Source organism: Rhodopseudomonas rhenobacensis (genome assembly GCF_014203125.1).
In the GTDB taxonomy this organism is placed as follows: domain Bacteria; phylum Pseudomonadota; class Alphaproteobacteria; order Rhizobiales; family Xanthobacteraceae; genus Rhodopseudomonas_A; species Rhodopseudomonas_A rhenobacensis.
Map to the genome: position 1 here is coordinate 197799 of NZ_JACHIH010000004.1, position 22904 is coordinate 220702.

Sequence of the window (22904 nt, forward strand, 5' to 3'; positions counted from 1 at the left end):
CGCGGACCATCGCTGATAGTTGTGACAGTTCTCTGACATTGAGGGGCCTGCGGCGAACCGCGTCAAGCGGCGTCGCGCGGGCACGATGCCGCGGCGATGACTCAGAGATCGCGCAATAGTTCCGCGGCCAGCGCCCGGGTCACCGGCCGGCCGAGCCGCAGCGCCTCGGTGTCGAGCCGCTCCACCACCTGCCGTGCCGCCGCGAACGAGCGGTCGATCCGATTGGCCAGAAAGCTCACCAGGTTTTCGTCGACGCTCATCTGCCGGTCGGCGCAGAATTTGACGATCAGGGCGCGAAACAGCTGGTCGTCGGGCGGCTGCAGCGTCACCACCGGCACCGCGCGCAGCCGCGAGCGCAGGTCGCGCAAGTCGATCTGAAACGCCGAGGGCGGCAGCCGCGAGGTGATCAGCACATAGGCCTGATCCTCGCGCGCCAGATTGAGCAGATGAAACAGCGCCCGCTCGTCAATGCTGGGCGGGCAGAAATCCTCGACCACCAGCGCCCCGGTCGCCAGCGCGCCCGGCACCGCGGCCGAGGTCAGCGCATGCGCGGTGATGGCGCGGGCGCCGGCCTGCTCGGCCCAGATCGAGGACAGATGGCTCTTGCCGGAGCCTTCCGGCCCGGTCAGCAGCATCACCCGGTTCGGCCAGTCCGGCCAATGGTCGATCAGCGTCAAGGCTTCGCTGTTGGCGGGACCTTCGAGGAAATCGTCGCGCGACAGGCTCTCGGCATGCGGCAAAGCCAAGGCCAGTTGACGAGGTTGAACGCGGGCTGCCACGCGATTACTCCATGCCGGCTCCACCGGCCTTGTCGTCCACTCTAGCGCAGATCGGTCGTCCGGGGAGACGTTTGTCGGGGACCCGGCGCTATTGACGGCGCTCGACGGTGCCCATGTGCTTGGTCCATTCGACGAGATAGAAGGACACCGAAAGCAAGGTCAAGACGGCCACCAGGCCCATTAGAATAAGATCGTAAGGCTCCGGCGAAACCCCGAAGCCGAGCGCCGCCAGGATCAAGGCGGCGAAGCTGACCTGCGCCACGGTGTTGAGCTTCGACACCATCAGGGGCTTCATCGGGATCGGCTTGCCGAACACCCAGGACACGATCACCGCGCCGACGATCATGATGTCGCGCGACACCACCAAAATCACCAGCCAGCGCGGGATCGCGTTCTCGATTCCCAGCGCCACATAGATCGACACCAACAGCGCCTTGTCGGCCAACGGGTCGAGCAGCGCGCCCAATTCGCTCGCCATGTTGAACCGCTTGGCGAGGAAGCCGTCGACCGCGTCGCTGACGCCGGCGACGATGAACAGCGCGAAGGCGATTTCCATCTGATTGGACGCGATCGCCCAGACGATCACCGGCACCAGCAGAATGCGGCCGAGCGTAATGATGTTTGGAATGCTCACGCAACGATTCCGGCTCCCGGCCTCACTGCCAACACGCGACTGAACTCTGGCGACCGGGGTCTGCATCCTGTCTACATAATATAACGCCGGCACGCGAGCCATTGCACGTTGGCGTAATCCGACGTAACCAGCCCGGCATTACAAGGCCCGCGGCCGGCCGGGGTTCCCCTGCGGCGGCGCGTGGCGCTATGGTTAATCCAGTCGAGCATTTCGCGCCGGCGAACTGGCTCGCCGCAATGCCCCAGGATACGGCTATGACCGACCGCAAGAACGGCCTCACCTATGCCGACGCCGGTGTCGATATCGACGCCGGCAACCGCCTCGTCGATCTGATCAAGCCGATGGTCCGGGCCACCGCCCGCCCCGGCGCCGACGCCGAAATCGGCGGCTTTGGCGGCCTGTTCGATCTGAAGGCTGCGGGCTTCAAGGATCCGGTGCTGGTCGCCGCCACCGACGGCGTCGGCACCAAGGTCAAGATCGCGATCGAGGCCGGGCTGCATACCGGGATCGGCATCGATTTGGTGGCGATGTCGGTCAACGACCTCGTGGTGCAGGGCGCCGAGCCCTTGTTCTTTCTCGACTACTTCGCCTGCGGCAAGCTCGATCCGGAGGCCACCGCGGCGATCGTCGCCGGCATCGCCGAGGGCTGCCGCGACTCCGGATGTGCGCTGATCGGCGGCGAGACCGCGGAAATGCCCGGCCTCTACAAGGACGGCGATTACGATCTCGCCGGTTTCGCGGTCGGCGCGGCCGAACGCGGCACCCTGCTCCCCACCAAGGACATCGCCGAAGGCGACGTGGTGATCGGGCTGGCCTCCTCCGGCGTGCATTCCAACGGCTTCTCGCTGGTGCGCAAGATCGTCGAACGCTCCGGCCTCGGCTACGACGCCAACGCGCCGTTCTCGCCGGTGATGACGCTCGGCGGCGCGCTGTTGGCGCCGACCAAGCTCTATGTGAAATCCTGCCTGCGCGCGATCCGCGAGACCGGCGCGGTGAAGGGCCTCGCCCACATCACCGGCGGCGGCTTCACCGACAACATTCCTCGCGTGCTGCCGGCGCATCTCGGCGTCGGCATCGACCTGCCGCGGCTGCCCGTGTTGCCGGTATTCAAATGGCTGGCCGAGCAAGGCGAGATCGCCGAACTTGAGCTGCTGCGCACCTTCAATTGCGGCATCGGCATGATCGCCATCGTCAGGGCCGACGCGGTCGAACGGGTCAGCGAGATTCTGACCGAGGCCGGCGAAACCGTCTGCCTGCTCGGCGAAGTCATCAAAGCCAAGGGCGAGCACCGCGTGGTCTATAGCGGCCATCTCGATCTGGCGTGGTGAGCCCCGTGAAGCGTCGCGTTGCCATCCTGATTTCCGGGCGCGGCTCCAACATGGCCGCGCTGATCGACGCCGCCGCGGCCGATGCGGATTTTCCCGCCGACATCGTCGCGGTGATGTCCAACACCGCCTCGGCCGGCGGCCTCGCAATCGCCGAACAGGCCGGCATCCCGACCGTGGTGGTGGAGAGCAAGCCGTTCGGCAAGGATCGCGCCGGCTTCGAGGCCAAGCTGCAGGCGGCGCTCGACGACGCCCGCGTCGAGCTGATTTGCCTGGGCGGCTTCATGCGGCTGTTCACCGCCGAATTCGTGCAGCGCTGGCACGGCAAGATTCTGAACATCCACCCCTCGCTGCTGCCGTCGTTTCCCGGGCTCGACCCGCACGGCCAGGCGCTGCGCGCCGGCGTCAAGATTTCCGGCGCGACGGTGCATTTCGTGATTCCGGAAACCGATGCCGGCCCGATCGTGATGCAGGGCGCGGTCGCGGTGCGCGACGACGACGACGCCGAGAGCTTGGCCGCGCGGGTGCTGAGCGTCGAACACAAGATCTATCCGGAAGCGCTGCGGCTGGTGGCCTCGGACGCCGCCCGGCTCGACGGCGACTATTGCCGGCTGGTGACGTTGCAGAGCTGCGATGACAGCCTGATCGTGCCGCCGCCGCGTTGACCTCGGCGGCGCTGGCCGAGCTGCAGCATCTATGACGCGGCGCTGCCGGCCTCCTCGGCCGCGGTTTCGGAAAAATGCTGCATCATCCACAGCGCCGCCGGCCCGAGCGGGCGTGACGCCAGATGCGCTGCGCCCATTACCAAATGCGCGGTCCGAGCGTCGAACTCGGCGGGATGGATCACCTTGAGACGGCCGTCGCGCACGTCATCGGCCACCAGATGCGTCGGCATGCTGCCCCAGCCGAGCCCGGCCAACAGCATGGCGTGCTTGGTGCCGAGATCCGCCACCCGCCAAGTCTGCGACGACAGCACGCCGTAATCGCGGCCCTCGGTGAGCGCCGAGCGATCGGTGAGCACCAGCTGCAGATGGCGCCGGATGACGTCGGTCGGAATCGGTCCATCCAGCTGCGCCAGCGGATGGTCCTGCGCCACCACCGGCAACAGCTGCACGGTGAGCAGCGGCACGTGCTGCAGCCCCGCCGTATCGCTGAACACCAGCGGCAACAGCCCGATCATGCAGGTGCCGTTGAGCACGAATTCCGCCCCCGCCCCCATCGACTGCACGTAGATCCGCGGCGGCACCGTCGGGAATTTGGCCGTGAACGCGCGCAGCGCCTCGACCAGCCGCGGCATCGGAAACATCGCGTCGATCACCACCGTCAGTTCGGCTTCCAGCCCGCCGGCGAGCCCCTGCGCCTGATCGCGAAGCGCGGCGGTTTCCTCGACGATGCGCCGGGCCCGCGGCAACAATGCGCGTCCGGCGTCGGTGAGCGACGGCCGATAGCTCGAGCGATCGAACAGCGCCACGCCGAGCTGCGCCTCCAGCTTTTGGATGCCATAGGTGACCGCCGATTGCGCGCGGTTGAGTTTTCGCGCGGCGCCCGAAAAGCTGCCGTGATCGACCACGGCGAGCAGAAGCTGGATTTGGTCGAGGGTGAGGGCATCAGACATCATCTAAATTATAGATCATGCCAAGCTAAACTCTTTCTCTATTTTCGGACAAAGTCTTGGGCTAAACGCTATCAACTTGCAAAAAGGAGCTATTTTCATGGCGCGATCTCTGCTGTTGCCCGTCCTGGCCGTCACCTTGGCCTTCACCGTCCCGGCGCTGGCGCAAACCGCCGCGGCCCCTCAGGTCGAGGCCGGCACTTACGCCGTCGATCCCGGCCACACCCAGGTGGAGTTCGGCGTCTCCCATATGGGCTTCAGCAATTTCCGCGGCCGGTTCAGCGACGCCTCGGGCGCGCTGCAGCTCGATCCGAAGGCGCCGGCGAAGAGCACCTTCGACGTCACCGTGCCGACCATCTCGGTGAATACGCCGGTCGCCAAGCTCAATGACGAGCTGAAGGGCGACCAGTGGCTCGACGCCAAGGCCTTCCCGCAGATCACCTTCAAGGCCACCAGCGTCACCCCCACCGGCCCGAACGAAGCCAAGGTGACCGGCAATTTCACCCTGCACGGCGTCACCAAGCCGCTGACGCTCAATGCCAAGCTGCACGGCGCCGGCGTCAATCCGCTGAACAAGAAGGTCACTGTTGGCTTCGATCTCACCGGCTCGCTCAAGCGCAGCGATTTCGGCGTCAAGACCTACGTGCCGCTGATCGGCGACGAGGTCGATATCACCATCAGCGCCGCCTTCGAAAAGCAGAGCTGACCAACGCGGACGCGGTCGCGATGACCCGTTCTCGCTACACCGGCGTTGCGATCGGCCTGCATTGGCTGATCGCAGCGCTGATCGTCGCGCTGATCGTCATCGGCCTGACGATGGCGCACGCGCCGATCGCGATGGCGACCAAGTTTCAGCTCTATCAGCTGCACAAATCGATCGGCATCAGCGTCCTCGGCCTCGCCGTGCTGCGGGTGTTGTGGCGGTTGACGCATCGGCCGCCGGCCTTGCCGGAGCGTATGCCGCAACTCGAGCGCAAGGCCGCGGCCGGCAGCCATGCGCTGCTGTATTTGTTCATGATCGGACTGCCGTTGACCGGCTGGGCGCTGGTCTCCGCCTCGCCGCTGAAAATTCCGACCGTACTGTTCGGGGTATTGAGCTGGCCCGATCTGCCGTGGCTGCCGCACTTGGCCGACAAGGCACGCTGGTCGGCGGTGTTCGACAACATCCACGCCTATGGCGCCTTCGTGCTGATCGCGCTGATCGGGCTGCACAGCGCCGCGGCGCTGCGGCATCATTTTGTCGTCGGTGACGATGTGCTGCATCGGATGCTGCCGGGCGTGAAGCCCGCGGGCAAAACCGCGTCGGACGGCGCGCCTTCGGAAAGGACACCGACATGATCGGATTTTTTGCCAAAGCCGCGCGGATTTTGGCCGTGGCCACGCTCGGCGTCGTTGTTAGCAACGCCGCCGAGGCTTCCAGCTGGAAGGTCGATCCGGCGCGCAGCCAGATCGGGTTTTCCGGCACGCAAACCGGCGAACGCTTTCAGGGCAAGTTCGGCCGCTATCAGGCGACGATCGATTTCGACCCGGCCGCGCCCGAAGGCGGGCATGCGGTGATCGCGATCGAACTCGGCAGCGCCACGACCGGCGACAAGCAGCGCGACCAGGCGCTGCCCGGCGAAGACTGGTTCGACGTCTCCCGCTTCCCCACCGCGACCTTCGAGGCCAAGCGTTTCGTCGCCAAGGGCGGCAACGCCTATGAGGCGCAGGGCACGCTGTCGCTGCGCGGCGTCAGCCGCGACCTGGTGCTGCCGTTCACGCTCGACACGAAGGATGGCGTCGCCCACGCCAAGGGCCACGTCGATCTGCTGCGCAACGCCTATGGGGTCGGACAGAATGCCTGGAGCAGCGACGCCTATGTGGCGTTTGCGGTCGGCGTCGATATCGACCTGATCGCCACAGCCGCCCCGTAGCAAAAAACCCCCGGCTGCGCGCCGGGGGCCGTCGTCACAATCACTGCGCGATGGCGGGTTACGAGATCTTCAAGTTTTCCGCGGAGGTCTTGCCGCGATTTTCGACCAGCTCATACTCGATGGCCTGGTTCTCATTGAGGGTGCTAAGTCCCGCGCGTTCGACCGCCGAGATATGGACGAACACGTCCTTGTCCCCGGTGGTCGGCCGGATGAACCCATAGCCCTTGGTCGGGTTGAACCACTTGACGGTGCCCTTCTGCATCGTCTGTCTCCTCCAGCGCGCTTGCTCGCAAAAGTGGCTACCGGCATTGCGATCAGTCGGCGCGCATCCTTATGGTCATTTGAGAGCGCTTTCCGCCGGCAAGCCGGATCCCACCCTGCCGCAAAAACACCCACGACGAAAAAGACGCGCCACGCTTGATGCGTGCCGCGCCACAAACCGGCTTCCGGATGTCTGTTTGTTTTCGGGTCGTGAAACGCACAGTCGAACGGCCTAATTCCGATTGTGAAGCGATTGCAACACGAAACGGCGGTATTCGCAAGCCTCCGGGCGAAGCCAGCCCTGCACCGCGCGGCGTCCGCTGTCGTTGATCAGGCCGGATCGATTCGGGCGGCGTCCGCCGCGACCTCGCGTTGCTTGGCGCGCCGCCACAGCGTGCCCACGCTCAGCACCACGATGGCGCCGGCCAGCGACAGCGTGAATTCGCCGAGATTTTCGAAGCCGGCGAGATGCTTGGCGACGCCGAACAGCGACGAATTCAGATCGAGATCGAAGCCGATTTTGCCGTCGAGCAGGCGCTGCAGCCAGGGATGCACCGCCGGATCCGTCGCCATGATGTCGCCGGCGATCCAGCCCAGCAGCGCGGCGCCGGCCCACACCAGGATCGGCAGCCGGTTCAGCACCAGAAGAATCAGCGCCGCGCCGGCGACGATCAGCGGCACGCTGATCGCAAGGCCGAGGATCAGCAGCGGCACGCTGCCGTTGGCGGCGGCGGCGACCGCAATCACATTGTCGAGGCTCATGACGATATCGGCGACGACCACGATCTGCACCGCGCGCCAAAGATGCGCTGCGGCCTTGACGCTGTTCTCGTCTTCGTCGTCCGGAACCAACAGCTTGGCCGCGATCACGATCAGGATCAGCCCGCCGACCAGCTTCAGATAGGGCAGTTCCAGCAGCGTCGCGACGATGCCGGTGAAGATGATCCGCAGCAGCACCGCGATGCCGGCGCCCAGCACCATGCCCCACATCCGCTGCCGCTTGTTCAGCGCGCGGCAGGCGAGCGCGATCACCAGCGCGTTGTCGCCGGACAGCAGAATGTTGATCCAGATGATTTTGCCGACCGCGAGCCAGAACGTCGGCTGTTGCATTTCGCTGTGAAACTGGCCGGCAAGGGTTCCGATACTCACGGAATCGACGATTTGCTGCAGCCAGTCCACGGTCACCTCACGGGCCGCGGCATAGCATCACGCCAGGCTGGTGTCGACCATGCCTGGCGTGATGTCGAAGTCGATAGATCAGCCGACGATTTCGTTGCCGGAGAAGAACTGCGCGATTTCGATCGCACCGGTTTCCGGGGCGTCGGAACCGTGCACCGAATTCTCGCCGATCGACTGCGCATGCGCCTTGCGGATGGTGCCGTCGGCGGCCTTCGACGGATCGGTGGCGCCCATCACGTCGCGATATTTCAGCACGGCGCCCTCGCCTTCCAGCACCTGCACAACGACCGGGCCGGAAACCATGAAGTCGACCAGTTCGCCGAAGAACGGCCGCGCCTTGTGCACGGCGTAGAAGGTCTCGGCCTGGTCGCGGGTCATGCGGATGCGCTTCTGCGCGACGATCCGCAGACCGGCCTGCTCGATCAGCGCATTGATCGCGCCCGTCAGATTGCGCGCGGTGGCGTCGGGCTTGAGGATCGAAAAGGTGCGTTCAATGGCCATGTGTTGTCCTTGAGATACGGTGTTTTTGAGCTTTGGAGAGGTGCGGCGCTTATATCGACGCCGTTCCGGAACGGCAAGCCGCCCGCCCGGCGCCGCTCGCCCGCGGGCTTGCGCTCGACCACACCGCCGGGCCCGCGGTCTCGCCCGGCAAATCCCTCCGCGCAGGTCCCGATGTCCGGCTTTTCCCGACTTGTGGCGGAACTCAGGCCAATATTTACTCAACTTTTACTGAATCCGCGTGCAATCCCGGGGCGAAGAAACCATTGCCGCGGCACGGACTTAGTCCTGTGAAGACCTCATGACACTGGAACACGCGATGCCGACCGCCTCCAACAGCGAACCCATCGACAGCCGAACCATCCGTTCGATCTGCCGTGCGATCGGCGAAAAGCTGCAGCAGAGCCTGCCGCTGGACAACCCCAGGCTGCCCGATCGGCTGGAGCAATTGCTCGCCGAGATGCGCCGGCGCGACGGCCAAAAGTAGCTCGCAGCGGCGCGCCCCGCCGCTGCGGGGTTGCGTTTGACCGGGGAGCCGGTCACAACGCGGCATGCTCTCACTCAATGAAATCTCGATCCGGCTCGCCGGACGGCTGTTGATCGACCACGGCACCGCGCAGATCGCGCCGGGCGCCCGCGTCGGCTTTATCGGCCGCAACGGCGCCGGCAAGTCCACCCTGTTCCACGCCATCCGCGGCGAATTGCCGACCGAGACCGGCTCGATCTCGCTGCCGCCGCGCTGGCGGATCGGCAGCCTCGCCCAGGAAGCCCCGAACGGCCCGGAAACCCTGCTCGAAGTGGTGCTGAAGGCGGATCTCGAACGCGACGCGCTGTTGATCGAAGCCGAGACCGCGCACGATCCGCATCGCATCGCCGAGATCCAGACCCGGCTCGTCGACATCGACGCCCATTCCGCCCCTGCCCGCGCCGCCGCGATCCTCTCCGGCCTCGGCTTCTCCACCGCCGATCAGGCGCGCTCCTGCTCGGAGTTCTCCGGCGGCTGGCGGATGCGGGTGGCGCTGGCCGCCACGCTGTTCTCGGCGCCCGACCTGTTGCTGCTCGACGAGCCGACCAACTATCTCGATCTCGAAGGCACGCTGTGGCTGGAGGACCATCTCGCCAACTATCCGCGCACCGTGATCGTGATCAGCCATGACCGCGACCTCTTGGACACCTCGGTCAACGAGATCCTGCATCTCGACCGCGGCAAGCTGGTGCACTACCGCGGCACGTATTCCGCTTACGAGGAATTCCGCGCCAACAAGGAAGCGCTCGACGCCAAGAACTTCAAGCGCCAGGAGGCGCAGCGCAAGCATCTGCAGTCGTTCGTCGACCGCTTCAAGGCCACCGCCTCCAAGGCGCGCCAAGCACAGTCTCGCGTGAAAATGCTGGAGCGGATGAAGCCGGTGTCGGCGCTGGTGACGCAGGACGTCAAGGAATTCCATTTCCCGGCGCCGGAGAAGATCCTGTCGCCGCCGATCATCGCGGTCGACAACGTCACCGTCGGCTACGACCACAAGCACCCGGTGCTCAAGCACGTCACGCTGCGGATCGACACCGAAGACCGCATCGCCCTGCTCGGCTCCAACGGTAACGGCAAGTCGACGCTGGTGAAGCTGTTGGCCAACCGGCTGGCGCCGTTCTCCGGCTCGGTGATCCGCGCCGACAAATTGTCGATCGCTTACTTCGCCCAGCACCAGCTCGACGAATTGAACGAAGACGGCTCGCCCTACGACCACGTCCGCAAGCTGATGCCGGACGCCACCGAGACCAAGATCCGCGGCCGCACCGGCGCGCTCGGCTTTTCCGGCAAGGCCGGCGACACCATCGTGAAGTCGCTCTCGGGCGGCGAAAAGGCGCGGCTGCTGCTGGGGCTCGCCACCTTCTTCGGTCCCAACATGATCATCCTCGACGAGCCGACCAACCATCTCGACATCGACAGCCGCGCGGCGTTGGCAGAAGCGATCAACGATTATCCCGGCGCGGTGATCATGGTGTCGCATGACCGCTACCTGATCGAAGCCTGCGCCGATCAATTGTGGGTGGTGGCCGATCACAAGGTCACGCCGTATGACGGCGACCTCGACGATTATCGCCGCTCGGTGCTGTCGAGCCGCGGCATGCGGTCGAGCCCGCGCGACCGCGCCGCCAATGCGCAAGAGCGTAGCAACGAGGCAAGCAACGGCAAGCCCGCGCGTGCCAAAGGCGACAAGAAACCGTCGCTGAAGCAGCAGATCGCCGCCGCCGAGGCGGAGATGGAGCGGATCACCGGCATCATCGCCAAGCTCGACACCGCGCTGGCGCTGCCCGGTCTGTTCAAGAAGGATCCGAAGCAGGCGGCGCAACTCAGCAAGGCCCGCGCCGGCGCCGAAGCCGCGTTGCAGAAGGCCGAGGAGACCTGGCTGGCGGCGAGCGCGTCCTACGACCAGGCGCAGGGGTGAACTGATAGCCGGGCGTTGCTAACCGTTCTGATGTCTGTTTAGCGCCCAATCGAAAACGCGGCTGTCATTCCGGGGCGCGAGGCCGCAGGCCGAGCGAACCCGGAATCCAGTAATCACCGCCCTGGAATACTGGATTCCGGGCTCACTCGCCGCTCACGCGGCTCGTGCCCCGGAATGACAGACATCGAAGCGATCAGGCGCACGAGTGAACGGGCCGTGTCCCGGGCGCGGTGCAGCGCGGAGCGCTGCGCCGCTGACCCGGGACCGTTCCAAGCGCTGCGGTCCGTAACGGCCCCGGCTCTGTAGCGTACCACGCCGCAAGAGCGGCGCGCTGCGCTACGTCCGGGGCACGCACAAACTCGAAGTAATTGAGCTTATCCCGCCGCGTGCTTCTTCGCCCTCGGCTTGCCGGCCTTCGGTTGCGGCGCCGCCTCGGGCGCGCGTTCGATCGAGCTCAGCCGGCCCGCGGTGAAGGTATAGAGGCCGGCGCGCGGTCCGCGCGAATAGGTCAGCAGCGCGACGCGGTCGCCGCGCGGATTGGTCGACAGGCTGACATTGTCGGGGGCGCCGGCGCCGCGCGCGACGTCGCACTCGGTGTGGCCGAGCGCCACCACGCCGCTGCGCGACGGCTGCGCCGCAGCGCCGCCGGCATCGGTCAGCGCGTTGGCATCGGCCGGCGGCGACATCCCCGGGCACATGCCGTCGGCGCTGATCAGATCCTCCGGCGCCACCGGCTTGTCCGGGGTCAGCGGCGGGGTTTCGATCGAGACGTTCTTGATGAAGACGCGGCCGGGCCGCGAAAACCATTCGGCGTCGCGCGACAGCAGGTCCGACGAAAACATATCCGAGGTCGCCGAGCAGCCGCCCAGCAAGGGCGCGCCCACACACAACAACAGCAAGGCGCGGGAGGTGATTTTCTGTCGCACGGTCAAGTTCGCCCCATTCAGCAGCTTAAGCGGTTGTACAACCATCCATTTACGGCACGACCGTGACCGCCGGCGGACACCTCGTTGCAGCCGAAGGTAGCATCGTTCAGCGACCATCGCTATCGGCCGCGCGGGCTATTCCCGGCTTTGCCAGCCGCCGGAGCCGTCGGCCTGCCGGTAGATCACCGCCAAGCCGCGCGATTTGCTCTCCGTCCACGCCGCGCGGGCCATCACGATGGCCTCGTCGTCGTCGCCATTGAACACCAGCACCAGGCGTTCGTACGAGGCGATATCCGCCGGCAACGCCGCATTGTCGACCAGGAATCGGACCTTGGCGCCGTTCGGGTTGGCTTCGTCGGCGGTCAAAACGATCGGCTGCTGCGCGGCGTCCGCCACCCGCCAGGTGGCGTGCGGCAGAAACGAATCGTCACGATAGGTCCACAGATGGGCATCGAGCGCGTCGGCGCGCTCCTCGGTGGTGGATTGCACCACCACCCGCCAGCCGCGCTGCAGCGATTTCTCCAGCAATGACGGCAGGACTTTCTCCACCGTCATATTCTGCAGATGGTAGAACAGCACTTCGGTCATTTGGACTCGTAATAGTCCGCAACAAGCCGATCCAGCAGCCGCACGCCGTAGCCGGAGCCCCAGCTCTGATTGATGTCGGTCTTCGCCGCCCCCATCGCGGTGCCGGCGATGTCGAGATGCGCCCACGGCGTATCGTCGACAAAGCGCTGCAGGAACTGCGCCGCGGTGATCGAGCCGCCATGGCGGGCGCCGGCGTTTTTCATGTCGGCAAATTGCGAGTCCATCATCTTGTCGTATTCCGGCCCCATCGGCATCCGCCATACCCGCTCGCCGGTCGCCTGGCCCGCTTCGGTCAGCCGCTGCGACAGTTCGTCGTTGTTGGAGAACAGCCCGGCATATTCGGTGCCGAGCGCGACCAGGATCGCCCCGGTCAGGGTGGCGAGGTCGACCATGAATTTCGGCTTGTGCTTCTTCGCCACGTACCAAAGCACGTCGGCCAGCACCAGGCGGCCTTCGGCGTCGGTGTTGATGATCTCGATGGTCTGACCGGACATCGAGGTAACGATATCGCCGGGCCGCTGCGCGTTGCCGTCCGGCATGTTCTCGACGAGGCCGATGGCGCCGACCACGTTGACCTTGGCCTTGCGCGCCGCCAGCGCGTGCATCAGCCCGACCACGCACGCCGCGCCGCCCATGTCGCCCTTCATGTCTTCCATGCTGCCCGACGGTTTGATCGAGATGCCGCCGGTGTCGAAACACACGCCCTTGCCGACGAAGGCCACCGGCTGCTGGCCCTTCTTGCCGCCGTTCCAGCGCATGATCACGGTGCGGCCGGGCTGCGTCGAGCCCTGCGACACGCCGAGCAGCGCCCCCATCTTCAGCCGCTTCATCGCCGGCACGTCGAGCACCTCGACGGCGACGCCGAGCTTGCGCAACTGGCTGGCGCGTCGCGCGAATTCCACCGGATACAGCACGTTCGGCGGCTCGTTGACCAGTTCGCGCGCCATGATCACGCCGTCGACGACGTGGTTCTGCGGCGCGAAGGCCTTCTTGGTGGCCGCCACATCGCGCACCGCGATCGCCACGCTGGCGTCGAGCGGGGTGTCGTCGCCGTCCTTCTTCTTGGTCTTGTAGCGATCGAACTTGTAAGCCCGCATCCGCACGCCGGCGGCGATCGCCGCGGCCTGCGCCGGGGTCATGGCGCCGCTCGGCAGTTCGGCGATCACGGTGACGGGCTCCTTGCCGCCGCCGATCTTGCCGGCCAGCGCGCCGCCGAGCTTGAGAAAGTCGTGGTCCTTGATGGCGTCGAGCTTGCCGACCCCGATCACCACCAGCCGCGAGGCCTTGAGGCCCTCCGGCGCCAGGATGTCCAGCGTCGATCCGCTCTTGCCCTTGAACTGGCTGGTCGCCGCGGCGCGCTTCACCGCATTCGCGGCGGTGCCGACCGCCTTGACGGTGTCGGGGCCGAATTTCAGCGTGTCATCGCAAAACACGAACAGCACGCCGCGCGCGCTCGTGGCCATCGGAACGAAGCCAACGTTGACGGCGTCGGGCATGGGCAATCCTCCAAAAAACTTGGGCAAAGGTCGGTCGAGGCGACGATCCGGACGAACTGGCTCGCGGAATCGTCGGTTTCGGATCCGGCGCGGGATGATGGCCCCACTATGAGCCTTCCTTCCCCTTGCTGCCAAGAGCGCAGCCGGTGCTCGCCCCGGCTGCAGTTGAAAACCGCTCGCCGCCGGAAACGCGAGCCGAAACCGCAAAGCGTGGCTTTCCGGTGACATCCGGGAAACATTAACCATCCGCAGAAGGTGCCATGCCCCAGCCATTTTGTTGACGGATCAGACAGATGGTAATGGTCCTGTCAGGATGGGGAAGAGCCTGGCGGCGACGGGAGATTCGTTGACGGGGGTTCGGAGCGGTGCGAAGCGGCACCGCGCCCGGAATTGGGGATCGTGCGGAGCGATGGGGTCGATCGACAGCTACATATTCCGCACGACGCTGACGTCGTTTGCGGTGATCCTGGCCAGCCTCACCGGCGTGATCTGGATTACCCAGGCGTTGCGCGGAATCGATCTGATGACGAGCCAGGGTCAGACCATCCTGACCTTCCTCGGCCTCACCGGCATGGCGGTGCCGGTTCTGGTGCTGGTGATCGCCCCGGTGGCGCTGATGATTGCGGTCGCCCACACCCTGAACCGGCTGGCCAATGATTCGGAAATCATCGTGATGAACGCCGCCGGGTTGTCGCCGCTGCGGCTGGTGCGCCCCTTCATGTTCGCCTCGGTGGTGGTGGCTATCCTGGTCGGCTTCATCTCGGCCTATGTCGCGCCGGAAGGCCTGCGCCGGATCAACCGCTGGGACAGCGAAATCACCGCCGACATTCTCGCCAACATCCTGCAGCCCGGCCGCTTCTCGCAGCTCGAAACCAACCTGACGATCCGGGTGCGGGAACGCCAGCCCGGCGGCGTGCTGGTCGGCGTATTCATCGACGATCGCCGCGACCCCAACGAGCGCGTCAGCATCATCGCCGACCATGGCACCGTGCTGAAGAACGAAGACGGCTCGTTCCTGGTGCTGGAAGACGGCACGCTGCAGCGCTTCGAAACCGGCAAGCAGGATCCCGCGCTGGTGGCGTTCGGCCGCTACGCCTTCGACATGTCGAAGTTCTCCCGGGCGCGCGACGTCACCTACGGCATCCGCGAACGCTATCTCTGGGAATTGCTGTGGCCGGAGCCCGGCGATGCGCTGTACGCCCGGCTGCCGAACCAGTTTCGCGCCGAGATGCACGACCGCCTCCTGGCGCCGATCTATCCCTTCGTGTTCGCGGCGCTGACCTTTGCGTTTCTCGGGCTGCCGCGCACCACGCGGCAGAGCCGCAACTTCTCGATGGCCGGGGCGATCGCCGCGGTGTTCGCGGTGCGGCTCGCCGGATTCGCCTGCTCGATTGTGACCAGCAGCACGCCGGCGGTCGCCGCGGCGCAATATCTGCTGCTCGGCGCGACGCTGGCTGTGAGCTTGTGGGTGATCGCCCGCAACATCGTCATCGAGCCGCCGGCGCGCTTGATGGAGCTGATCAACGCGCTGACCGCCTCGCTGGCCCGCCTCCGCCTGCGTCCGATGCCGTCATGACCGGACCCCGCGCATGATCGCCAGCACCCTCAACCGCTATTTCGCGGCACGATTCGTCACCGCGGCGCTGGCGGTGTTCGCCGGCCTGTTCGTGCTGTTGGTGTTCGTTGATTACATCGACCTGCTGCGCCGCGCCGGCGGCCGGCCGTCGATCTCGGCGCTGCTGATCGTGCAGACCTCGGTGTACCGGGTGCCGCAGCTCTTGGAGCGGCTGATGCCGTTCTGCATCCTGATCGGCGCGATGACCTGCTACCTGGCGTTGTCGCGACGCCTCGAACTGGTGGTGGCGCGCGCCGCCGGGATTTCGGCCTGGCAATTCATAGCGCCGGCGCTGTGGAGCGCGCTGGCGCTGGGCGTGTTCGCCACCGTGGTGTTCAATCCGATGTCGGCGAACATGCAGGAGCGCGCCAAGCAGATGGAAGCCGAGATGTTCGGCGACTCCTCCGGCAGCCTGCAGGACGCCAGCGGTTTCTGGATCAACCAGGTCACCAGCGAGGGCCAGGCGATCATCAACGCTTCGCGCAGCCAGCAGCAGGGTGCGCTGCTGACCGGCTTGAGCGTGTTCCGGTTCGAGCCGGACTTCTCGTTCAAGGAGCGAATCGAGGCCCGCGAGGCGACGCTGGAACCGGGGTTCTGGCGGTTCAAGAACCTGCGGCGTTACACATTGGACGGCCCGCCGGTCGACCAGGAGGTTTTCCTGCTGCCGACGACTCTGACGCTGGCCCAGGTCCGCAACAGCTTTTCCACCCCCGAGACTGTGTCATTTTGGCAACTGCCGGGCTATATCCGCTCGTCGGAGAGCTCTGGATTTGCCACGGCCGGTTACCGGCTACAGTTTCATAAGCTACTGGCACGGCCGTTTCTTCTTGCCGCTATGGTTATGCTAGCGGCTTCTGTTAGCTTGCGATTCTTCCGTTTTGGCGGTGTTCAAAAGATGGTTTTGAGTGGCGTGGGCGCAGGGTTTCTGCTCTATATCCTGTCGAAAGTAACCGAAGATCTGAGCAAGGCCGAGTTAATGCATCCGCTTGCTGCAGCGTGGCTCCCCGTGTGCGTGGGAAGTCTCGCTGGTTTTTTAGCCTTGCTGCACCTGGAGGACGGATAGTGGTCGCCGCCCTCGTGGAACGGCTGTGGACTTTGCGGCAGCGCGGCGCGGTGCGCCGCGGTCGCCTTGTCATGTCCGCCGTGCTGAGCGCGCTGGTCGGGACCACGGCGTTCGGAGTCGTGGCGGCAACGCCGGCGGCCGCCCAGAGTTTCACCTTCAATCAGCCGCCGGTGCGCCCCAAGGCGCCGCCCACGGCCGATACCGGGCAGATGCTGGTTCAGGCCGTCGAGGTCGATTACGACTACAACAACTCGCGGGTGTCGGCGGTCGGCAAGGTGCAGATGTTCTACGGCGGCACCACCGTCGAGGCCGACAAGGTGGTTTACGACCAGAAGACCAAGCGGCTGCAGGCCGAAGGCAACGTCCGCATGACCGATGCGGACGGCAAGATCACCTACGCCAACCAGCTCGATCTGAGCGACGACTACCGCGACGGTTTCGTCGATTCGCTGCGCGTCGACACCGCCAACCAGACCCGCATCGCGGCGTCGCGGGCGGAGCGCACCGAGGGCACCTACAACGTGTTCCAGAACGGCGTCTACACCGCCTGCGCGCCGTGCCGGGACAACCCGAAGAAGCCGCCGCTGTGGCAGGTCAAGGGCGCCCGGATCATCCACGATCAAAACGAGAAGATGCTGTATTTCGAGAACGCCCAGCTCGAATTCTTCGGCGTCCCGTTAGCCTATCTGCCGTATTTCTCGACGCCCGACCCCACCGTGCAGCGCAAGACCGGCTTCCTGATGCCGATCTATCTCTCGAGTTCGGCGTTCGGCTCGGGCTTCGAGGTGCCGTTCTATTGGGCGCTGGCGCCGGACTACGACTTCACCGTGTCGCCGCGCTACACCACCACCCAGGGCGTGTTGATGCAGGGCGAATTCCGCCAGCGTCTGCTCGACGGCGCCTACCAGATTCGCGCCTACGGCATCGACCAGCTCGATCCCGACAACAAGGCGTTGGTCGGCACCCCCGGCCAGCGCGAATTCCGCGGCGCCATCGACACCAAGGGCCAGTTCGCGCTGAACGACAAATGGGTCTGGGGTTGGGACGGCGTCCTGATGTCCGACAAGACCTTCTTCATCGACTACCGGCTGGCGCAGTACAAGGACACGCTGGGCACCTTCCTCAGCCAGTCCAACGAGGCGACCTCGGACATCTATCTGACCGGCGTCGGCAACCGCAGCTATTTCGACGCGCGGGCGTTCTACTTCCAGGGCTTCAGCGGCTATGACGTGCAGAGCCAGATCCCGGTGGTGCTGCCGGTCATCGATTACGCCAACGTGTTCAACCGGCCGATTCTCGGCGGCGAGGTCAGCTTCAAGACCAACCTGACCAGCCTCACCCGGCAGAACGCCGATTTCGACCCGGTGACGACCACGGCCAATTTGAATGGTCTGTGTCTGGCCGCATCCGCAGATCCGTTGGCGAGAATGCCGGCGAGCTGCCTGCTGCGCGGCATTCCCGGCACCTACACCCGTTTCAGCGCCGAGGCGCAGTGGCGGCGGTCCTACACCGACTCCTACGGCCAGATCTGGACGCCGTTCGCCTCGCTGCGGGTCGACGCGATCGATTCCTCGATCTCGAACCAGCCCGGCGTTTCCGACTTCATCAAGACCGGCGACACCCAGGCGCTGCGGGTGATGCCGACCGTAGGGTTGGAATATCGCTACCCCTTCATCAACGTGCAGCCGTGGGGCACCACCACGGTGGAGCCGATCGCGCAGATCATCGTCCGTCCGAACGAAACCTATGCCGGCCGTCTGCCCAACGAGGACGCCCAGAGCATGGTGTTCGGCGCCGACAACCTGTTCGACGTCAACAAGTTCTCCGGCTACGACCGCATCGAAGGCGGCGGCCGCGCCAATGTCGGCGTGCAGGCCACCACCCAGTTCGACAAGGGCGGTTCGGTCAACGTGCTGTTCGGCCAGTCCTACCATCTGTTCGGCATGAACTCCTACGCGGTGGCCGACCTGATCAACACCGGGCTCGATTCCGGCCTCGACAAGGCGCGCTCGGATTATGTGGCGCGGGCGTCCTATTCGCCGAACAGCACCTTCAAATTCACCACCCGGGCGCGGTTCGACGAAGCCACTGCCAGCGTGCAGCGCTTCGAGGCCGAAGGCAGCGCCAGCTTCAATCGCTGGTCGGTGTCGATGATCTATGGAAACTATGCCGCGCAGCCGGATCTCGGCCTGCTGGACCGCCGCGAAGGCATCCTGGGAACCGGGTCGGTCAAGCTCGCCTCCAACTGGGTGCTGACCGGCGGCGCGCGCTGGGATCTCGAAGCCAACAAGATCGACCAGTACATCGTCGGCGCCGGCTACGTGGACGACTGCTTCGTGCTCGGGCTGAATTACGTCACGGCGTATTCTTATTCGACCAATTCGCTGGCCCCGCCCACACTTAGCCATTCCGTCATGCTTCAGATCGGGTTGCGAACGATCGGCACCACCGCGTTCTCGCAGAGCGTGTCGGGGGCCACGAACGGCCTGATCGGCCAATAGGTCGGCGCGCGCGTCTCGTGAATCCGGCATCGTGCTCGGAGAATGATGGATCCGACCCGCCCCATGGCAGACCTGACATGACTGCAAGCCCTCCCCTTCGTCTGATCCGCGTGGCGCTGTGCTGCGCCGTCGCGATGCTGGCGATCTGCGCCGGCCCCGAGCTGCACGCGCAGACCGTCGCCGTGATGGTCAACGGCGAACCGATCACCAATTACGACATCGAGCAGCGCTCCAAGCTGTTGTCGCTGTCGACCCACAAGAGCCCGAGCCGGCAACAGGTGATCGACGAATTGATCAACGAGAAGGTGAAGATCCGCGAAGGCAAGAAATTCGGCATCGATCCCAGCGCCTCGGACATCGACAGCTCGTTCGCCAGCATGGGCGCGCGGATGCGGATGTCGCCCGAAGCGCTGACCAAGTCGCTGGAGGCCCAGGGCATCCGCGCCGAGACCCTGCGGCACCGGATGCGCGCCGAAATGGTCTGGACCAGCCTGGTGCGCGGCCGCTTCAAGGACAGCCTCTTGGTCGGCGAAAAGGACGTGCAGGCCGCGCTCGGCGGCGACGACAAATCGTCGGGCGACAGCTTCGAATATCAGATGCGGCCGATCGTGCTGATCGTGCCGCGCAGCGCGCCCGGCTCCGCGCGGGAATTGCGCATGAAGGAGGCGGAAGCCTTGCGCAACCGGGTGCAGAGCTGCGCCGAAGCCGAAGACCTGTTCAAGTCGATGCAGAACGCGGCGATCCGCGACACCGTCAGCAAGACCTCGGCGGACATTCCGCAGGTGCTGCGCGAGGTGCTGGACAAGACCCCGATCGGACATCTGACCGCCCCCGAGGTCACCAAGCAGGGCGTCGAGATGGTGGCGTTGTGCGCGCGCAAGCCGACCACCGCGGATACGCCGAAGAAGCGCGAGATCCGCGACAAGATGTTTGCGGACAAGTTCGAAGCCAAGTCGAAATCCTATCTGCGCGACGTCCGCAAGGCGGCGATGATCGAGTACCGCTAGTGTTGCGGAGCCGGCGTTGCCACGACGAGGCGCGGTTCGTTAAGCCGAGCGTCGGATGACGGCCGTGTCGAACAACAAGCCGCTGGCGCTGACGCTGGGCGAGCCGGCCGGAATCGGTCCGGACATCGCGCTCGCGGCGTGGCTCGGGCGCGCCACGTCGCAGATCCCGGCGTTCTATCTGCTCGGCGACCCGGCGTTTCTGCAGGCCCGCGCCGCCGCGCTCGGCCTCGACGTGCCGGTCGCCGAGGTGCGGCCCGATCAGGCCGCAGCAGCTTTCGCCGACGCCCTCCCCGTCGTCGCCACCGGCCACGCTGTCACCGCCCTGCCCGGTCGTCCGGACGGCAGCAGCGCAGCCGCTGCGATCGGCTCGATCCGCCAGGCCGTCGCCGACGTGATCGCCGGACGCGCCGCCGCCGTGGTGACCAACCCGATCGCCAAGAGCGTGCTGTACCAGGCCGGCTTCAAGCATCCCGGCCATACCGAATTTCTCGCCGAGCTGGCGCGCGGCGAAGGCGCGGCGCCGCAGCCGGTGATGATGCTGTGGTCGCCGACGCTGGCCGTGGTGCCGGTGACCATCCATCTGCCGCTGCGCGACGCCATCGCGCAGCTCACCACCGAACTGATCGTCTCGACGGCGCGGATCGTCGCCAGCGCCTTGCGCCGCCACATGGCGATCGCTCAGCCGCGATTGGCGATCTCCGGGCTCAATCCCCACGCCGGCGAAGACGGCGGTCTCGGCAGCGAGGACCAGGCGATCATTGCGCCCGCGATCGAGATGCTGCGCCGCGACGGCATCGACGCCCGCGGCCCGCTGCCCGCCGACACCATGTTCCACGAAGCGGCACGCCAGACTTACGACTGCGCGCTGTGCATGTATCACGACCAGGCGCTGATCCCGGTGAAGACGCTGGCGTTCGACAACGCCGTCAACGTCACGCTGGGCTTGCCGTTCGTGCGCACCTCGCCCGATCACGGCACCGCCTTCGACATCGCCGGCAGCGGCCGCGCCAATCCGTCCAGCCTGATCGAAGCGCTGCGCCTGGCAGCGCGGATGTCCACCCCGACGCAGCCTTCATGAGCGGCATCGACGAGCTTCCGCCGCTGCGCGACGTCATCAAGCGCCACGATCTGTCGGCGCGCAAATCGCTCGGCCAGAACTTTTTGCTCGACCTCAATCTGCTGACCCGGATCGCCCGCGCCGCGGGGCCACTCGACGCCGCCACCGTGATCGAGATCGGCCCCGGCCCCGGCGGGCTGACCCGGGCGCTGCTGGCGCTCGGCGCCGCCAAGGTGATCGCGATCGAGCGCGACGAGCGCGCGCTCGGCGCACTGCAGGAAATCGCCGCGCATTATCCCGGCCGCCTCGAGGTCATCTGCGCCGACGCGATGACGATCGATCCGCGCCCCCTCCTCAACGGCGCCCGCGCGAAAATCGTCGCCAACCTGCCCTACAACATCGCGACATCGTTGTTGATCGGCTGGCTCAGCATCGAGCCGTGGCCGCCGTGGTACGACACCATGGTGCTGATGTTTCAACGCGAGGTCGCCGAACGCATCGTGGCCGCGGAAGACGACGAGGCCTATGGCCGGCTCGCGGTGCTGGCGAATTGGCGCGCCGAGACCAAGCTGTTGTTCGACATTTCGCCCGCGGCCTTCGTGCCGCAGCCCAAGGTGACGTCGTCGGTCGTGCGCTTAGTGCCGCGTGAACAGCCCGAGCCGTGCGACCGGAAGATTCTGGAGCAGGTCGCCGCCGCCGCATTCGGCCAGCGCCGCAAGATGCTGCGGCAAAGCTTGAAGCCGCTCGGCACCGATCCGGCGCGGCTGGCCGCTGCCGCGGGCGTCGATCCGACGCGACGCGCGGAGACCATTCCGGTGTCGGGCTTTGTTGCCATGGCCAGGGAATTGAAGAATATACGAGCGACAAAAACATAGCTTCAAGGGAGCAAACACCATGGCGTTGATGCGTCGGCAATCGCTTGTCAAATTCGATGCTCCGTTGTGTGAGACCATCGTCGAGACGCCGAAGCCGCAGGGCCGCGAAGTGCTGGTGCGGGTGGAGCGCTGCGGGCTGTGCCATTCCGATCTGCACATCCAGGACGGCTATGCCGATTTAGGCTCCGGCAAGAAACTCGACACCACCAAGGGCATGACGCTGCCGTTCACGCTCGGCCACGAGATCGCCGGCGTGGTCGAAGCGGTCGGGCCGGATGCGCCGGGCGAGCTCGTCGGCAGCAAGACCGCGGTGTTTCCCTGGATCGGCTGCGGCCAGTGCCGCGACTGCCTCAACGACGATGAAAATCTCTGCGTGCGCAACCGCTTTCTCGGCGTCGCGATCGACGGCGGCTTCTCCAGCCACGTGCTGGTGCCGGACGTCAAGTATCTGCTCGACTACGATCCTTTGCCGATCAACCAGGCGGCGACGCTGATGTGCTCGGGCGCCACCGCCTATGGCGCGCTGAAGCGCCTGGTCGACCGCAAGCGGCAGCGCAACCTGCTGCTGATCGGGCTCGGCGGCGTCGGCATGATGGGGCTGTCGCTGGCGAAGGCGATGTTCAAGCAGGACATCAGCGTCGCCGATATCAATCCGGCGGCGCGCGACACCGCGCTCAAGAACGGCGCTACCACCGCCTACGACCCCACCGAGCCGGACCTGATCAAGCGCATCATGAAGGAGACCGGCGGCTTCGACGCCATCGTCGATTTCGCCGGCAACGACAAGTCGATGGGCTTCGCCACCGGCGTGGTGGCGCGCGGCGGCAAGATCGTGGTGTCCGGCTTGATGGGCGGCACCTTCTCGATGCCGATGGTGAACTGGATCTACAAGCGGATGACCATCGAAGGCTTCATGACCGGCACGCTGAACGAGGCCAAGGAATTGCTGGAGCTGGCGCGCGCCGGCACCATCGCGCCTGCGCCGATGCAGGAACAGCCGATGGCCGACGTGCAGAAGTGGATCGACGAATTGCGCGCCGGCCACGTCGTCGGCCGCGTCGTGCTGACCAACTGAACCGCGCCGGCTTGTCCGATAAGCGCTGCTGATCGGGCCCGTACGGCTCTCCGCGCGGG

23 protein-coding genes are annotated in these 22904 nt (G+C 65.8%); 14 read left to right on the forward strand and 9 right to left on the reverse strand.

The window, feature by feature from the left end:
* Nucleotides 1-101: 101 nt before the first annotated feature.
* Complete coding sequence (locus HNR60_RS05910) at nucleotides 102-779, reverse strand: P-loop NTPase family protein (protein WP_184255311.1); 678 nt, start codon at nucleotides 777-779, stop codon at nucleotides 102-104.
* 88 nt (nucleotides 780-867) lie between these two features.
* Nucleotides 868-1413, reverse strand: coding sequence for a CDP-alcohol phosphatidyltransferase family protein (locus HNR60_RS05915; RefSeq protein ID WP_184255313.1), 546 nt, complete (start codon nucleotides 1411-1413; stop codon nucleotides 868-870).
* Between the two features lie 254 nt (nucleotides 1414-1667).
* On the opposite strand from HNR60_RS05915, the gene purM reads away from it, so the two are divergent.
* The gene (gene purM / locus HNR60_RS05920; RefSeq protein ID WP_184255315.1) at nucleotides 1668-2741 is read left to right on the forward strand and encodes a phosphoribosylformylglycinamidine cyclo-ligase; all 1074 of its coding nucleotides are present in this window, start codon (nucleotides 1668-1670) and stop codon (nucleotides 2739-2741) included.
* Nucleotides 2742-2746: 5 nt separating this feature from the next.
* Complete coding sequence (gene purN, locus HNR60_RS05925; protein WP_184255317.1) at nucleotides 2747-3403, forward strand: phosphoribosylglycinamide formyltransferase; 657 nt, start codon at nucleotides 2747-2749, stop codon at nucleotides 3401-3403.
* 29 nt (nucleotides 3404-3432) lie between these two features.
* Here the strand turns inward: purN and HNR60_RS05930 are convergent, their stop codons facing one another.
* A complete protein-coding gene (locus HNR60_RS05930) occupies nucleotides 3433-4356 on the reverse strand; it encodes a LysR family transcriptional regulator (protein WP_184255319.1) in 924 nt (307 codons plus the stop codon).
* A 94-nt stretch (nucleotides 4357-4450) separates the two neighbouring features.
* Here HNR60_RS05930 and HNR60_RS05935 point away from each other — a divergent pair, with 94 nt between their 5' ends.
* Genes HNR60_RS05935 through HNR60_RS05945 form a run of 3 tightly spaced genes read left to right on the forward strand, consistent with a single transcriptional unit; the run spans nucleotide 4451 to nucleotide 6263 of the window.
* Nucleotides 4451-5056 carry a YceI family protein gene (locus HNR60_RS05935; RefSeq protein ID WP_184255321.1) on the forward strand — a complete coding sequence of 202 codons (606 nt, stop codon included), beginning with the start codon at nucleotides 4451-4453 and terminating at the stop codon, nucleotides 5054-5056.
* A gap of 20 nt (nucleotides 5057-5076) precedes the next feature.
* Complete coding sequence (locus tag HNR60_RS05940; protein ID WP_184255323.1) at nucleotides 5077-5688, forward strand: cytochrome b; 612 nt, start codon at nucleotides 5077-5079, stop codon at nucleotides 5686-5688.
* Nucleotides 5685-6263 (forward strand): YceI family protein, encoded by a 579-nt coding sequence (locus HNR60_RS05945; RefSeq protein ID WP_184255325.1) that lies wholly within the window; start codon nucleotides 5685-5687, stop codon nucleotides 6261-6263. Before HNR60_RS05940 ends, HNR60_RS05945 begins: the two co-directional genes overlap by 4 nt.
* Before the next feature lie 58 nt (nucleotides 6264-6321).
* On the opposite strand, the gene HNR60_RS05950 is transcribed toward HNR60_RS05945, so the two are convergent.
* From HNR60_RS05950 to ndk, 3 genes are all read right to left on the reverse strand, one after another.
* Nucleotides 6322-6525 (reverse strand): cold-shock protein, encoded by a 204-nt coding sequence (locus HNR60_RS05950; RefSeq protein ID WP_184255327.1) that lies wholly within the window; start codon nucleotides 6523-6525, stop codon nucleotides 6322-6324.
* 329 nt (nucleotides 6526-6854) lie between these two features.
* A complete protein-coding gene (locus tag HNR60_RS05955) occupies nucleotides 6855-7703 on the reverse strand; it encodes a YjbE family putative metal transport protein (protein ID WP_184255329.1) in 849 nt (282 codons plus the stop codon).
* 78 nt (nucleotides 7704-7781) lie between these two features.
* On the reverse strand, nucleotides 7782-8204 hold the full coding sequence (gene ndk / locus HNR60_RS05960) for a nucleoside-diphosphate kinase (protein WP_184255331.1): 423 nt from the start codon (nucleotides 8202-8204) through the stop codon (nucleotides 7782-7784).
* A 298-nt stretch (nucleotides 8205-8502) separates the two neighbouring features.
* Here ndk and HNR60_RS05965 point away from each other — a divergent pair, with 298 nt between their 5' ends.
* Nucleotides 8503-8688: a hypothetical protein gene (locus tag HNR60_RS05965; protein ID WP_184255521.1), complete on the forward strand. Its 186-nt coding sequence runs from the start codon at nucleotides 8503-8505 to the stop codon at nucleotides 8686-8688.
* A gap of 64 nt (nucleotides 8689-8752) precedes the next feature.
* Nucleotides 8753-10642: an ABC-F family ATP-binding cassette domain-containing protein gene (locus HNR60_RS05970; RefSeq protein WP_184255333.1), complete on the forward strand. Its 1890-nt coding sequence runs from the start codon at nucleotides 8753-8755 to the stop codon at nucleotides 10640-10642.
* A 374-nt stretch (nucleotides 10643-11016) separates the two neighbouring features.
* Here the strand turns inward: HNR60_RS05970 and HNR60_RS05975 are convergent, their stop codons facing one another.
* From HNR60_RS05975 to HNR60_RS05985, 3 genes are all read right to left on the reverse strand, one after another.
* The gene (locus HNR60_RS05975; RefSeq protein WP_184255335.1) at nucleotides 11017-11568 is read right to left on the reverse strand and encodes a hypothetical protein; all 552 of its coding nucleotides are present in this window, start codon (nucleotides 11566-11568) and stop codon (nucleotides 11017-11019) included.
* 135 nt (nucleotides 11569-11703) lie between these two features.
* On the reverse strand, nucleotides 11704-12156 hold the full coding sequence (locus tag HNR60_RS05980; RefSeq protein ID WP_184255337.1) for a DNA polymerase III subunit chi: 453 nt from the start codon (nucleotides 12154-12156) through the stop codon (nucleotides 11704-11706).
* Nucleotides 12153-13652: a leucyl aminopeptidase gene (locus HNR60_RS05985; protein ID WP_184255339.1), complete on the reverse strand. Its 1500-nt coding sequence runs from the start codon at nucleotides 13650-13652 to the stop codon at nucleotides 12153-12155. The genes HNR60_RS05980 and HNR60_RS05985 overlap by 4 nt, the downstream gene beginning before the upstream one ends.
* 409 nt (nucleotides 13653-14061) lie before the next feature.
* Here HNR60_RS05985 and lptF point away from each other — a divergent pair, with 409 nt between their 5' ends.
* From lptF to HNR60_RS06020, 7 genes are all read left to right on the forward strand, one after another.
* Nucleotides 14062-15228 (forward strand): LPS export ABC transporter permease LptF, encoded by a 1167-nt coding sequence (gene lptF / locus HNR60_RS05990; protein WP_184255341.1) that lies wholly within the window; start codon nucleotides 14062-14064, stop codon nucleotides 15226-15228.
* A 13-nt stretch (nucleotides 15229-15241) separates the two neighbouring features.
* A complete protein-coding gene (gene lptG, locus HNR60_RS05995; protein ID WP_184255343.1) occupies nucleotides 15242-16330 on the forward strand; it encodes an LPS export ABC transporter permease LptG in 1089 nt (362 codons plus the stop codon).
* The gene (locus HNR60_RS06000) at nucleotides 16330-18831 is read left to right on the forward strand and encodes an LPS assembly protein LptD (RefSeq protein WP_184255345.1); all 2502 of its coding nucleotides are present in this window, start codon (nucleotides 16330-16332) and stop codon (nucleotides 18829-18831) included. The genes lptG and HNR60_RS06000 overlap by 1 nt, the downstream gene beginning before the upstream one ends.
* A gap of 77 nt (nucleotides 18832-18908) precedes the next feature.
* Nucleotides 18909-19838, forward strand: a complete 930-nt coding sequence (locus HNR60_RS06005; protein WP_184255347.1) for a SurA N-terminal domain-containing protein — start codon at nucleotides 18909-18911, stop codon at nucleotides 19836-19838.
* Between the two features lie 55 nt (nucleotides 19839-19893).
* Entirely contained in the window at nucleotides 19894-20916 is a 1023-nt protein-coding gene (gene pdxA, locus HNR60_RS06010) for a 4-hydroxythreonine-4-phosphate dehydrogenase PdxA (RefSeq protein ID WP_184255348.1), read from the forward strand.
* A complete protein-coding gene (gene rsmA / locus HNR60_RS06015) occupies nucleotides 20913-21770 on the forward strand; it encodes a 16S rRNA (adenine(1518)-N(6)/adenine(1519)-N(6))-dimethyltransferase RsmA (protein WP_184255350.1) in 858 nt (285 codons plus the stop codon). Before pdxA ends, rsmA begins: the two co-directional genes overlap by 4 nt.
* Nucleotides 21771-21789: 19 nt before the next feature.
* The gene (locus HNR60_RS06020; protein WP_184255352.1) at nucleotides 21790-22845 is read left to right on the forward strand and encodes an alcohol dehydrogenase; all 1056 of its coding nucleotides are present in this window, start codon (nucleotides 21790-21792) and stop codon (nucleotides 22843-22845) included.
* Nucleotides 22846-22904: the final 59 nt, after the last annotated feature.